The sequence below is a fragment of the Lacrimispora struthionigena genome, from assembly GCF_048627165.1.
In the GTDB taxonomy this organism is placed as follows: Bacteria; Bacillota; Clostridia; order Lachnospirales; family Lachnospiraceae; genus Lacrimispora.
The window spans coordinates 1,668,749-1,680,912 of record NZ_JBMBWP010000002.1 but is presented as its reverse complement, the minus strand read 5'-3'; the positions used below and the strand labels follow the sequence as shown (position 1 = coordinate 1,680,912).

Genomic DNA, 12,164 nt, shown 5'->3' with positions numbered 1-12,164 from the left:
TTATATTGGGATAAAGGAGAAAAAGTATGGCAGAAACAGAGATTTTATTAGAATCAGGGACGAATGAAATTGAAATAATGGAATTCACTATCTATGGTGAATTATATGGAATTAACGTTGCGAAAGTACGCGAGATTATGATGTCAGATAAGGTGAAACCCATCCCTCATGCCCACCCAGCTGTAGAGGGTATTTTTAAACCAAGGGATCTTCTTCTTACAGTCATTGATCTCCCTTATTACCTTACTGGCAATAAAGGTGAAAAACAAGGCAAAGATCTGTTTATTATCACCAATTTCAACAAGCTGCACATTGCTTTCCGTGTTCACAGCGTAGTTGGTATCAGCCGTATTTCCTGGAAGAATATTCAGAAACCAGATGATACCATAAGCCGCGGTGATGAAGGCGTAGCCACTGGAATCGCGCAGTGCGGAACTGATCTTGTTACGATCCTTGACTTTGAAAAAATTGTTGCTGACATCGCTCCTGAGACCGGAATTCAGATCGATGATATTAATAAGCTGGGAAAGAGGGCATCTGTCGCTAATCCGATACTTATCGCTGAGGACTCCATTCTTCTGACCAAGATGATTGAAGCTGCTCTTAAAAAAGCAGGATATGAAAACCTTACTTTTAAAAATAATGGTCAGGAAGCCTGGAATTATTTAAGCCAGATAAGAGATGATTCGGATTTAGATGAAAAGGTAAGTCTGATTATCACAGATATTGAGATGCCTGAGATGGATGGACACCGTCTTACAAAGCTGGTAAAAGAAGATAAAAAATTAAAGCATATTCCTTTGGTTATTTTCTCTTCCATGATTAATCAGGAACTGATGATAAAAGGAAAGCAGTTGGGAGCAGATGAACAGCTGAGCAAGCCGGAAATCGCCCATCTGGTAGAAGTTATTGATCACTTGCTTCAGAGGAGGAAGACGAATGGATAAGTATGTCACCCGGCAGCCTATTAAGGCTTTGAAGGAGGACAGGATTATCGGCTACGAAGTATTGTTTCAGAAGGATTATGATTCGCTTTACAGCAGCTCCGATGTGGCAGCGGCTGATACAATTGCCGGATTTCTGATGCAGAATACAGAAAGCATTTTTCATGATAAGCTTACTTTTGTTACATTTACTCCTTCATTGTTATTTCGGAATACACCGAAGATTTTTGATAAGGAAAAGCTGGTGATTCAGATCGAAGATCATGTTATGATTCACCCTTTATCTCCGACTATCATAAGAAAGTACAGGGCAGAAGGGTATGTATTTGCCATCAATGACTTCCAGTTTTCTCCCAAATATTTCTCCATGCTGGATTATGTTACTTACATAAAAATTGACATCAGAAACAAGCAGGAAGGAAAAGAACGCAGTTCTTTAAAAAACCTTATTAATACGATGAAGGGCTTTGATAAGAAGTGCATTGTAACAGGTGTCAGCTCCATGGCTGATTACGAGCTTGCAATCGAGGTAGGCGCGGATTATGCAGAAGGAAGCTATGTTGCGGAGGCTATGGCCGGAAAAGTTAACCGTATGGAATTTTTAGAGGGGAACTTTTTCCAGCTGGTGGTAGAGGTCTCTAAAGATGAACCGGATATAGATAAGATAGAAGAGATTATAAACAGAGATGCTGCATTAAGCTATGCACTTCTTAAAATCGTCAATTCTGCATACTTTGCTCTGCGCCGGAGAGTTTCCTCCATACGTCAGGCATTGGTTACCATGGGAATCAGCCAGTTGAAGCAATGGGTATATTTATTAAGTTTCAACAATGATATTGATAATGAAGAATCCTTAGAAGCAATGATGAAGCTGTCTTTCCTGAGAGCCAATTTTGCAATGACGATTTCAGATCATATCAAAGATCTTCCAATCATTCGGTCAGAAGTTTATATGATGGGCATGTTCTCTACACTTCAGTACATGATCAATGCACCTTTGGAAGAAATTCTGGAAGAAGTTCCGGTTGCCCAGGAAATAAAAGATGCTCTTATTCGCAAGGAAGGAGTTTGTGGTGAATTATATGAACTCATTCTTAGTTATGAAGGTGCAGAATGGAAGAAAGTGAAACAGTTATCCGATAAACTGGAGATACCTTCCGGACAGCTGGCACAGACTTATATGGACTGTGTAGAAGCTGTTAATGAGATATGGAACGGTTTAACAGTCAGTGCAGATCAGGAATCAGATGTTCCCGTAAGCAAGAAAACCCACACTTAATGGTGTGGGTTTTCTTTTACTATAAAACATGATTTGGTTAATTCAACAATAACCTGTGGAGCAAAACGGCTGGAATAAAAATTCAGCAAAGGAGATGCTGCAGGAGGCTCCACCACCACATATTTGGGAGTGAGTTTGTTAAGCGTCAAAGCAGTAACATCAGCAATGCAGTGTTCGCATGTACAGCCACCAAGACGTCCGATATAGTCCCTGGCAACATTCTCCACAACATGCTCCATAACATTCAAATACTTGAAAGTAGAGGCTTTTGGAGTGGCAGGAGTATCAGTAACAGGGGGCTGAGTTTTTACAGGTATGTCCTCAATTTGCGCAGGTGGATCTAGTGACTCAAAGGAATCCTGAATTTCAGGCTGTATCGGTTCATTGAAATCCGAAATATCATGCTGTGCCAGTTCATCGGAAATTTGCTCTGTCTCCGTCAATTCATCGGAAACCGAATTATTAGGTTCTGCCGTTTCATCTAAGACCAGATTATCCGATTGTGGCGATTCATCAGAAGCTGTGATATCTGATTGTTCCGATTCATCTATGTCCTGTATATCTGCTTGATCGGTTTCACCCATACTAAATATGTCCATTTGATCTTGCTCATTAACATCAGATATACTGGGTTCACTCCGATTATCGTAATCCTGCACATCTGTCTCATCGATCACATCTGGTGAATTATCAAATAGTTCACTAAATTGCTCTGTAACTGGCACTTCTTCACTGTCTGCTGAAGTTGATTCTTCCATATGATTTATTTCAGTGTCTGAAATAGGGTCAGGAAGAGAAGCTGGTAGAGAATTATCTTCATTTTTCTTAGATAACTCAGTTCCAAGTTCTTTTTTTTCATCTTCTTCCAGTTGTTGTTTAATTAATTCAGCAACCGGATCCTGAACCGAAGAGGAAAGATCAATAATAGAAATTGGGCTGGGAGACAAGGGACTATCCTGCATTTGTATGGATGCCTGCTGAGCCAGAACCGTCAATTCTTTAATTGTCCCTTTTGACTCAGCTGCCTGGCTGGCAGCAAGGTTTTCCTTAGCAGCCTCTGATTTCGAAGATTCCGCCTCACCTCCGGCCAGAAGATTCATTACATGAGCTGTTTTGCTGCTTTTCCTAGCCATGTTTATGTGCTCCTCTCAAGTCTGTATTATTTTGATTTTTTAATCAATTCAAGGACTTCAGTTACCAATGCTTTGTAATCCTGGGCAGGATTGGATCTGGGTGCATAATCCAGCAGGCTCTCTCCCTGAGCCGGTGCTTCGGCAACACTGACACTGGATCTGATATGTGTCTCAAACACCCGTGTTCCGATTTGGGAGGCTATACTCTGAGCCATCTCCTTCACTTCTCTGGAAAGTAGTGTTCTGGAATTATACTTATTCAGCAGTATTCCCAGTACAACCAGATTTGGATTAACAGAGGCACGTACTGTGTTAATGGTATCTTTAATCTGAGAAACTCCAAGAAGGCTTAAAATCTCCGGAACCATAGGAATAATCAGATAATCTGCAGCTGCATATGCGTTAACTGTTAAAATATTAAGAGCAGGAGGCGTATCAATAATAATGTAATCATAATAACCAGCAACTGTTGACAGTAAGTTCTTTAACATACTTTCTCTCTGCTTACCGGTAAATTCCAGCTCAGCGCCGCTTAAAAGTATATTAGATGAAATCACGTCACAATATTTTGATGGACGTATTGCCTCCTGAAGCGTTGCAGTTCCCTGGAAAACCTCGTAAATTGTTGCACAGTTTTCAATCTCCAGTCCCAGACTAAATCCAAGATTACCCTGAGGGTCTAAATCAACGGCCAGCACTCTTTTATTATTCATGGCAAGTCCGCAGGCAAGGGAACAGGAAGTGGTGGTTTTGCCTACGCCGCCCTTTTGATTTGTAATAGTAATTACAGTTGACAAATTGTATTCCTCCAATCGTAAATTAAGATAATACTATTATCTTTAGTATACAATATGACGATAAATAAGTATACCAAAAACATAAAAAAAACCGATTTTTGACGAAAATTGGATTATTTAGATAGTTAAGAAAGGAGTTATTAGTATGGCATCAGCATTGACTAGTATCAAAAGTAGTACCAGTTCTTCCATTAAAGGTTATGGTGGTCTGGCAAGCGGTCTGGACACAGATACTCTGATTGAAGGAATGACATCATCTACAAGGGCAAAGATTGCAAAACAACAGAAAAAAAAGCAGACCTACGCGTGGCAGCAGGAGGCGTATCGTTCCATCAGCTCAAAGCTGGTGGAGTTCTCAAGAAAATATACCTCTTATACGAATCAATCTACCAACTTATCCAGCTCCAGCTTTTGGGCTAAAAGTAATGTTACACCAGTAGGGGCTAATAGCAGTTATATTAGTGTATCGGGAAGTTCTGCAGGTACTGATTCCATGTCTATAGTTGGGGTTAAGCAACTTGCCAATAATGCGTCAATTCTGTCAAATGATACAGTCTCTGATGGTAAGCTTATGACTGGTGAGATTAAATTTGATACTACAGAATCTGTCAGTACTCTGGAAGGACAGTCCCTTTATTTTAAATATGGTAGTAAAACTTACTCTGTGTCATTAAGTAGTGGCACTGCATCAGATGGTTTCACATATGATTACAGTTCAGCTGAAAGTGCTCAAAAATCAATAACAAGAGCATTACATAATGTTTCCATTGGTGACGGAAAAACACTGGAAGATGTTATTGAGGTCAAGACGACTCCACAAGATGCAGGAGACCCCAAATCTAAGTTAGCAAAACTGGATTTTATATCCAAAGACAAAGCTGGTAACATACTTCAGATAGTCGGCGGAAGCAAAGGAGCTTTAAGTGCTTTAGGTATTAGTGATATTGATAATATCAGTGATGCAAACAAGACGATTAATGAAGCCGGGTTTACTACAGAACTAAAAAATAGAGTACAGAATTTTTATGAAGATAAGACTTTTTTGCAACGGGTAGCGGGTAAAAGCGTTAGCTTTACATATAACGGAACTACAGAATCGGTTAATTTTAATATGAGTGAAGCTGAACAGTATAATGATATAACTAAGTTAGCCAGCTATATGCAAAATCAACTTGATAATAAATTTGGAAAAGAAAGAATTGCGGTTTCTGGAGCCAATGGTATATTGGAATTTAAGACAATGATTCCTAATACGAATAGTGAAGACAAGTCCTCCGTATTATCTATATCTTCAGCAGATATGGGAGTTATAGGAAAAAATGGCGCATTAAAAGTAGAGTATGGAGAATCCAATCGATTAAATTTATCCTCATCTTTAATAAATTCAGGATTGAAAGGTATTAGTTCTAAAACTGCAGATACAGAGCTTAAACTCACTATAAACGGGAAACCAATTGTTGGACTTACTTATGGAAGCTCAATGAGTGATATTATTAATAAAATTAATGCATCAGATGCAGGTGTAACAGTCTCTTATTTAAAGAATGCTGATAAATTTTCTATTGTATCGAAGGCTGACGGTTCTGCAGGAAAGATTGAGTTTAATCCATCTGATGATTCCAGCGTATTGTTTAAAAATTATACAACAAAAAATGGCCAAGATGCGATTGTAAGTGTTAAATATGCTGGATCTACTGACTCTATTGATTTAATTCGAGGAAATAATTCCTTTAATTTGGATGGGTTAAATATTACTGTGAATGGGACTTTTGGATATGAATCTACGAATAATACATCAGCGAATTATGTGAAAACATCAGATAACCAGTATAAGAAGATAGAAAATCCAGGTATTAAATACAAATATGAAGATGGGGTATATAAGGAGGATAGTGCTGGTACATATGTACTTACCACAGATAATGAATATATTTCGACGTCAGGTGGCCTATATGATTATGGCACTAAACCAGTTACGTTTAATGCCAAAACAGATTCCGATACCATAGTAAAAGCTGTAACGGATATGATCAAAGACTATAATGATATGCTTGAAGCGGTAAATAAAGAAGTTTCTACCAAACCAAATCGAAAGTATGAACCGCTTACCGACGAACAAAAAGCTGAGATGAAAGAAGATCAGATTAAAAAATGGGAAGATAAAGCTAAGGAAGGTTTGCTTTTTAATGATACTGAATTAAGAAGTCTTACTGACAGCATGAGATTCATTTTTGACAGTGGTTCTGATGATAAGAACGCTCTGGCATCTTTTGGAATTACTACAAGTTCTAATTATGGTGATAATGGAAAGCTTGTACTTGATGAAACAAAGTTTAGAGCTGCTTTGGAAACAAACTCAGCCGACTTACAGAAATTGTTTACCAAAAAGGAGGATACTTTAACTGGAGACAAGGGTGGTGTTATGGCCAGGCTTACTAAAATTACAGATAAGTATGCCGGAACGACTGGTGCAAAAAAAGGTATCCTGATAGAAAAAGCTGGTTCAGTATATGCCCCAACAAGTATTTTACAGAATTCCATACAGAAGTCCATGGACAGTCTGGATACTCTAATAGACCGCCTTAATAAACAGCTTAAGACAGAAACAGATCGCTATGTTAAGCAATTTACCAATTTGGAGACAGTGGTTTCCCAAATGAACTCACAAAGCAGCTGGCTGAGTTCATCATTTGGTTCATAGAAACGGAGTATAAAATGGCAGTAAACGGATATCAACATTATAAAGAACAGACCGTTAATACAATGACTCAGGGTGAAATGCTTAATCTTTTATATGATGAATTATTAAAGCGGTTAACCAGGTCAGAATTGGCATTGGAAAATAAAGATTATGAGCTTTTTGAGCAGTCAGCACAACGGTCTATCGATATTGTTATATATTTAAAAGACACGCTTAATTATCAGTACGAAATAAGCAGTGAATTAAAAAGACTTTATGACTTCTTCCTGTATGAGCTAAACCGTATTAAAGCAGGACGGAATTCTGCAGTAATAGCAGAAGTAAGGCCTTTGATAATGGAGTTGCGGGATTCTTTTAGAGAGGCACAACGAAACAACGGTTGATTTTCTGGCTGGAGAGGTAATATCTCTCCAGCCGTTTAATAATAATCTGCAAACAGGAGGACATACAAATGGAAGAATCCATGATTTTGGAAATTCTAAAAGAGATGCAGAAAAAATACCAGTGTATGAATGAGATAGAAAGAATAACCAGGGAAGTGGGAGAATTCCTTTCCCGAAATGATCAAACTTCAGTACAAATGCTTTTGGGAATGCGTCAGGATGAAATGGATAAATCTGATGCTATCGATAAGAATATAAGATGCCTGATATCAGTTCTGACTCCGGAAGAAGCTATTAAGGTTGAAAGTTGGATAAGAGGGCAAGAGAACTGGAATCCAGATGGAGAGTTTTCAAAAAAAATAATAGAAAAAGGAAAGAATATTCAGCAGATATTAAAACGTACGATAGATATCGATAAACACATCAGTACGCGTATCGCTGGTACTCATTCCTTTTATAATTAGTTGCGATTTAAATTAGCTGGAGCAATCGCCCATAATGGTCCGCCATTAGAGGCACGATAATTCAGTTCCCGGAGTATAATTGAGGGATCCCAATTAAGTTTTGTATTATCATAATTATTAGAATCTGCAATTCTAAAAGATCCATCTGCAGTGTAACTTGTTATGATGATGAAATGCCCTTGCTGTGTAAAATGTCCTCTTCTCATTAATGCAACAACCAGTTGCCCGGAATCCAATGCATTTTTTATTCCTTCCACAGATTGATTCCTGACTGATGAGACTGTAAGACCATATGCAGTTGCACTGTCTGGTATAAGACGATGGTAAGAGCCCTGTCCGGGGCACCAGCTATTGTTGGCCGAAGCCCAATTTGCGACATCAGTTGGCAGTACCTGATTACCAGTCAGACTGGTTATGACCATAGCCATAACAGTAGGACCACAGCCATGGGTAACGATAGGATCTCGTCCTCCCCATAGATAATTTCCCCATCTGGCATCTGCCTGATTATAATAAGTGAGGGGACCGCAGACGCTGTCCAGCATCACATCGTATTTGCCTTCCTGTGGGATGTCTGCTTCAACTGCCTCTGGCGGTGATACGGTTGAAGTTTGAGGAACATCAGCGGCTGAACCGTCAATTTGATAATTAGAAGAAAAAATCGCAAACGGGATGACAATTACGAACAGGGTTTTGAAAAATGTTTTAAATAATCTGTTCATACGGCTCACCTTTATTTTTAATGTTATATGATACTTATCGGACAGATGCCCAATAAAGTTAAGATTATAATAAAAAAGTCCGATATATATAATATGACATACATGGTAGGACGTGTAAAGTGTTGACATGGGATTAATTAAGGATGGAAAAATGAATGATTAAAGGTTATGAAGAGCGGTATTTACTAATATTATTATCAGCAGTAATGAATCAGAAAGCCTCACCAGAGCCTATACGTTCACTTGATTGGGAAAAGATGTTTCGTTTAGCAGATTACCATGGAGTGGCACATGCTGTACACTATGGTATTTTAGGGCTTGACCAAGAGATTCCTCAATCCGTAAGACAACAATTTTTTGATAAGTATCTGGAATCTGTATATCGGGTAGGACGTTTACAGAAAAGTGAGATACAACTGGTAGCATTGATGGAACGTGAAAAAATCAACTGCTTCTATCTCAGTTATTCAGATATTGTGAAAAATTACCCTATAGAAGAGATGTGCTGCCGTGAATCTATTGAGATTGGTTCCAGTAGAAAAAGTGCCCGGATGATATGGGGAGTTTTAGAAAGAGTAGATTTTGAGGAACGTAAAACAGATGAGATTGGAAAATTGTATTATCGTATTCCAGGAATCAGAGTGCTGAATTTCGACTATACTATTTTTTTTAGCAGTTCCATGCGAAAATTCTTTAAGAGTTTACTAAAAGCATTTCCTCTTCAAAATGGGAGAAGTTACGTTCGTGAACTACCACTGGATGACAGATATTTGTTTCTACTTTGCAGATTAATTGATAGTTATGCCAGAGGAAATATAAGCTTAAGCCAGATCATGGATTTTTGGATTTTTTACAAGACGTATAGTGAAAATTTTAATTGGCCGTATATATATGCCAGACTTAAAAAGTTAAAAATATCAGAATTTGCTGAACGCCTGGAACATTTGATTTTAAGATGGTTTGGAACGGGAGCAGTAATTGAAAATGTTGAGATCTATGAAGCTATGGAATCCTATATATTATCCAAGGGTACCGAAGGAAGAGAGATCAGCTCAAATCTTCTGCCATTAATTAAAACGGTTGCAGATTGTTATGCCAGGAATCGCAGGTTAGAAGAGTTAAGAAAGATAGTGAAATGGCTTTTTCCTGATCGAAGATATATGGAAACCATTTATCCGTTATTGGGAAAAATAAGAATTTTATTGCCGTTTTTCTGGACATTACGATTATGGAGATATCTAAGCCGGATATTCGTGAATTATTTACGCAATAGAGTCTTGCCAAAGTTAGAAAAACTTCCTTTTATAAAGAGAAAGACAATCAGCAAAAGCACAGATGAGGAAACGAAAGAAACAGCGGAAATACCAAAGTAATATCAGGTATTTCCGCTGTCTTTCTGTTTTTGTGAGAAAAAATCTTTCATTTTAGATAACGATCCAGCATCCAGAGGAAGAGAAACGGCTTCCTGATTAGCTGAAACAGCTTCCACCAATTCTGATCTTAGAATAGATACATCTCTGGGAGCATCAATTGCCAACTTGACCCAATCATTACCAATTTCTAACACGGTGATAGAAATGTTGTCGCCAATGTTTAGGGCCTGTTCCTTTTTTCTCTGTAGAATCAGCATATTATTTTCCCCTCCTGATAAAATCTTTGATTGGATGACGGAATTTATAAAGAGGATTATCCAAAATTATTTGTTTTGCTTCTCTCGTATCCGTATTGACGGCAATCGGAGCTTTTAAGTTAACTGTGCTTTCTTCCATTTGATCATGAATGATACAGATAACATAGTATGAAATATTTTCTTCGTCGTAGGAAGCTTTTAAGAAATTACTGTCTTCCTTTGATAAAGCAGGAGCATATTCCGAATATAATTGAAACGGGTTCATCAGTATAAATGATACACGATAATCATCAATGGATTGAAGAGAGATCAAGGCATCACTATTATCCTGAAATGATAGAGGTACGTAGTCCTTAAATTCCGTAAATCCAAACAATCCTTCAGGGAAATGAATTATTTCATCTTCTGAACAGGGAATGGAACCAAAATATTGCGTTTTTATTTCCATATATACCTCCGGGTATAGATTTATGCCAGCACGTCAATGGGGGTATGTTCAAACATCTCACTGGCGCTGGGAGGAACATAAAGCGGTTTACCAATATACTCGATTTCTACATCGGGCATCTGGGTGATCTCAAATTCCACGCTGCCAGGAATGAATTCAAAATCTCCTTTTGCAACTTTGATATCAAAACTAAGTTTATCCATTTCATATTTAATATTCAGATCGGGAGCGGACCACTCAAGATCAGGACCTGTAGTTGGAAGAAATGCTAACCCAAACTCTCCAGTAGGCATCTGAGCACGTTGGCTAATAATTTGATCAAGGGGATTTTGTACTTTTGCATCTAACAATAGAGCGGCCTCCTCAGTGTATGTAGCGGCAGAATCTGCAGCAGCCTGTAATCCAGCTGCTGCATACTGGCGTACGCTTTCCATGGTAGTAGGGCAAATTGAGTTTCTTGCATCATAAGTGTCGATATTCACCTTTATGGGTTTGCTGTTTATATCGAGGCCTCCCTTATCCCTGTTTACTATAACATCGGATTTAGAGCCTTTATATCTTAGCTCAGCCTTTTGAATTTTCAATTCATACTTTAATGGTATCGTTTTAATCTGAAGCAATTGTTCCATATAAAGTCCCTCCTGTAAACGTTAGCGCATGAAATCAATAAAAGATGAAGACAGGATACTGGTACCAACCTTCAATGATGCGTTATATGCATATTGATCCCACATATAATTAGTAATGGCCTCTGCCATATCAACGCCTTCAACGCCTGACATCTGTTCCTGTATTGATATTTCAGCATCTCCAAGACGATCTTTTGTGGTATTAAGAAACTCTGATTTAACACCTAATTCAGTGATTTGATTCATTAAGTTGGTGCCTAACGAATCAAACTTATTCATAAGCTTTCCATATTCATCAGCGTTGAATGTATCAGATTCAAGGGCATCAGCAAGTTTTCCTGCAAGAGTGATTACATTATTACTTAGTCCGTTCTCATCTGTTCCGTAACCAACTGCATTAATGCCTGGAAGTGACATATTAAAAGCAGTGGAAGATACAACATTATCAAAACTATCCATTGACAGCCCCATTCCAAGATCTACATACAAATTTTCTCGTGACATGCGCTGAAGACTCTCATAATCTGCAGAGCCTTTACTGGCATTCACATCAACCCCCCGATAGGTAAGAGTACCACTGGAAGATAGCTCAAAGGGTGGGTTCTTCCCATCGGAACCTGCAAATAGAAAAGTGTCCTCATAAGAAGAATTCATACTAAGTACCATTGATTGCTGAAGCTGCCGGATTGCGGAAGCAAAGCTCTGACGCACTTCAGGAGTTTGGTTCGTACCGTTCATAGCCTGAATATTATAATTTTTACTAATATTTTTGACCATATCCGAAACCTGTCTCAGTGAATCTTCCTGCCCATCCTGCCTGGCCTGGGCAGTGTCAACCATTTTTAAATTATCCTGGTTTTTGTAATATTTACGATGCAGCTGGGAAGCTCTGGCAGCTGACGCTGGATCCTCCGCAACGCTATTAAATGAACGCTGAGTCATAACGTGAGTCCGGGATACATTTAAGTTATTAATAGAAGAAGAAAGATTACTTTTATAATCTCTAATTAGAGCGTTTGTAGTGATTCTCATTT

At 38.4% G+C, this 12,164-nt stretch carries 13 protein-coding genes; 6 read left to right on the top strand and 7 right to left on the bottom strand.

Annotated elements, in window-relative coordinates:
- The first annotated feature begins 26 nt into the window (after nucleotides 1-26).
- The gene (locus ACOAOT_RS17010; RefSeq protein ID WP_346064762.1) at nucleotides 27-947 is read left to right on the top strand and encodes a chemotaxis protein; all 921 of its coding nucleotides are present in this window, start codon (nucleotides 27-29) and stop codon (nucleotides 945-947) included.
- Complete coding sequence (locus ACOAOT_RS17005) at nucleotides 940-2,223, top strand: EAL and HDOD domain-containing protein (RefSeq protein ID WP_420218070.1); 1,284 nt, start codon at nucleotides 940-942, stop codon at nucleotides 2,221-2,223. The genes ACOAOT_RS17010 and ACOAOT_RS17005 overlap by 8 nt, the downstream gene beginning before the upstream one ends.
- On the opposite strand, the gene ACOAOT_RS17000 is transcribed toward ACOAOT_RS17005, so the two are convergent.
- Nucleotides 2,220-3,356: a late competence development ComFB family protein gene (locus ACOAOT_RS17000; protein ID WP_420218069.1), complete on the bottom strand. Its 1,137-nt coding sequence runs from the start codon at nucleotides 3,354-3,356 to the stop codon at nucleotides 2,220-2,222. The genes ACOAOT_RS17005 and ACOAOT_RS17000 overlap by 4 nt on opposite strands.
- A gap of 26 nt (nucleotides 3,357-3,382) precedes the next feature.
- On the bottom strand, nucleotides 3,383-4,153 hold the full coding sequence (locus ACOAOT_RS16995) for a ParA family protein (protein ID WP_420218068.1): 771 nt from the start codon (nucleotides 4,151-4,153) through the stop codon (nucleotides 3,383-3,385).
- A gap of 145 nt (nucleotides 4,154-4,298) precedes the next feature.
- Here ACOAOT_RS16995 and fliD point away from each other — a divergent pair, with 145 nt between their 5' ends.
- The 3 genes from fliD to ACOAOT_RS16980 all read left to right on the top strand — a co-directional run bounded on the left by fliD (nucleotide 4,299) and on the right by ACOAOT_RS16980 (nucleotide 7,701).
- Nucleotides 4,299-6,854 carry a flagellar filament capping protein FliD gene (fliD, locus tag ACOAOT_RS16990; RefSeq protein WP_420218067.1) on the top strand — a complete coding sequence of 852 codons (2,556 nt, stop codon included), beginning with the start codon at nucleotides 4,299-4,301 and terminating at the stop codon, nucleotides 6,852-6,854.
- Nucleotides 6,855-6,868: 14 nt separating this feature from the next.
- Nucleotides 6,869-7,237, top strand: a complete 369-nt coding sequence (fliS, locus tag ACOAOT_RS16985; RefSeq protein WP_420218066.1) for a flagellar export chaperone FliS — start codon at nucleotides 6,869-6,871, stop codon at nucleotides 7,235-7,237.
- Nucleotides 7,238-7,305: 68 nt separating this feature from the next.
- Nucleotides 7,306-7,701 (top strand): hypothetical protein, encoded by a 396-nt coding sequence (locus ACOAOT_RS16980; RefSeq protein ID WP_420218065.1) that lies wholly within the window; start codon nucleotides 7,306-7,308, stop codon nucleotides 7,699-7,701.
- Here ACOAOT_RS16980 and ACOAOT_RS16975 read toward each other — a convergent pair.
- A complete protein-coding gene (locus ACOAOT_RS16975; protein ID WP_420218064.1) occupies nucleotides 7,698-8,423 on the bottom strand; it encodes a C39 family peptidase in 726 nt (241 codons plus the stop codon). The two genes, ACOAOT_RS16980 and ACOAOT_RS16975, sit on opposite strands and share 4 nt — an antisense overlap.
- A gap of 155 nt (nucleotides 8,424-8,578) precedes the next feature.
- Here ACOAOT_RS16975 and ACOAOT_RS16970 point away from each other — a divergent pair, with 155 nt between their 5' ends.
- On the top strand, nucleotides 8,579-9,796 hold the full coding sequence (locus ACOAOT_RS16970) for a nucleotidyltransferase domain-containing protein (RefSeq protein WP_420218063.1): 1,218 nt from the start codon (nucleotides 8,579-8,581) through the stop codon (nucleotides 9,794-9,796).
- Nucleotides 9,797-9,798: 2 nt separating this feature from the next.
- On the opposite strand, the gene ACOAOT_RS16965 is transcribed toward ACOAOT_RS16970, so the two are convergent.
- Genes ACOAOT_RS16965 through ACOAOT_RS16950 form a run of 4 tightly spaced genes read right to left on the bottom strand, consistent with a single transcriptional unit; the run spans nucleotide 9,799 to nucleotide 12,162 of the window.
- A complete protein-coding gene (locus ACOAOT_RS16965) occupies nucleotides 9,799-10,053 on the bottom strand; it encodes a carbon storage regulator (RefSeq protein WP_420218062.1) in 255 nt (84 codons plus the stop codon).
- Nucleotide 10,054: 1 nt separating this feature from the next.
- Nucleotides 10,055-10,501: a flagellar assembly protein FliW gene (gene fliW, locus ACOAOT_RS16960; RefSeq protein WP_420218061.1), complete on the bottom strand. Its 447-nt coding sequence runs from the start codon at nucleotides 10,499-10,501 to the stop codon at nucleotides 10,055-10,057.
- A 20-nt stretch (nucleotides 10,502-10,521) separates the two neighbouring features.
- On the bottom strand, nucleotides 10,522-11,130 hold the full coding sequence (locus tag ACOAOT_RS16955) for a DUF6470 family protein (RefSeq protein ID WP_420218060.1): 609 nt from the start codon (nucleotides 11,128-11,130) through the stop codon (nucleotides 10,522-10,524).
- Nucleotides 11,131-11,151: 21 nt separating this feature from the next.
- On the bottom strand, nucleotides 11,152-12,162 hold the full coding sequence (locus ACOAOT_RS16950) for a flagellin N-terminal helical domain-containing protein (RefSeq protein ID WP_420218059.1): 1,011 nt from the start codon (nucleotides 12,160-12,162) through the stop codon (nucleotides 11,152-11,154).
- Nucleotides 12,163-12,164: the final 2 nt, after the last annotated feature.

What these genes read in the sequence shown, in the direction of transcription:
- ACOAOT_RS17010 (WP_346064762.1), top strand. Translation starts at nt 27, where the DNA reads ATGGCAGAAACAGAGATTTTATTAGAATCAGGGACGAATGAAATTGAA.
- ACOAOT_RS17005 (WP_420218070.1), top strand. Translation starts at nt 940, where the DNA reads ATGGATAAGTATGTCACCCGGCAGCCTATTAAGGCTTTGAAGGAGGAC.
- ACOAOT_RS17000 (WP_420218069.1), bottom strand. Translation starts at nt 3,356, where the DNA reads ATGGCTAGGAAAAGCAGCAAAACAGCTCATGTAATGAATCTTCTGGCC.
- fliD (WP_420218067.1), top strand. Translation starts at nt 4,299, where the DNA reads ATGGCATCAGCATTGACTAGTATCAAAAGTAGTACCAGTTCTTCCATT.
- fliS (WP_420218066.1), top strand. Translation starts at nt 6,869, where the DNA reads ATGGCAGTAAACGGATATCAACATTATAAAGAACAGACCGTTAATACA.
- ACOAOT_RS16980 (WP_420218065.1), top strand. Translation starts at nt 7,306, where the DNA reads ATGGAAGAATCCATGATTTTGGAAATTCTAAAAGAGATGCAGAAAAAA.
- ACOAOT_RS16975 (WP_420218064.1), bottom strand. Translation starts at nt 8,423, where the DNA reads ATGAACAGATTATTTAAAACATTTTTCAAAACCCTGTTCGTAATTGTC.
- ACOAOT_RS16970 (WP_420218063.1), top strand. Translation starts at nt 8,579, where the DNA reads ATGATTAAAGGTTATGAAGAGCGGTATTTACTAATATTATTATCAGCA.
- ACOAOT_RS16965 (WP_420218062.1), bottom strand. Translation starts at nt 10,053, where the DNA reads ATGCTGATTCTACAGAGAAAAAAGGAACAGGCCCTAAACATTGGCGAC.
- fliW (WP_420218061.1), bottom strand. Translation starts at nt 10,501, where the DNA reads ATGGAAATAAAAACGCAATATTTTGGTTCCATTCCCTGTTCAGAAGAT.
- ACOAOT_RS16955 (WP_420218060.1), bottom strand. Translation starts at nt 11,130, where the DNA reads ATGGAACAATTGCTTCAGATTAAAACGATACCATTAAAGTATGAATTG.
- ACOAOT_RS16950 (WP_420218059.1), bottom strand. Translation starts at nt 12,162, where the DNA reads ATGAGAATCACTACAAACGCTCTAATTAGAGATTATAAAAGTAATCTT.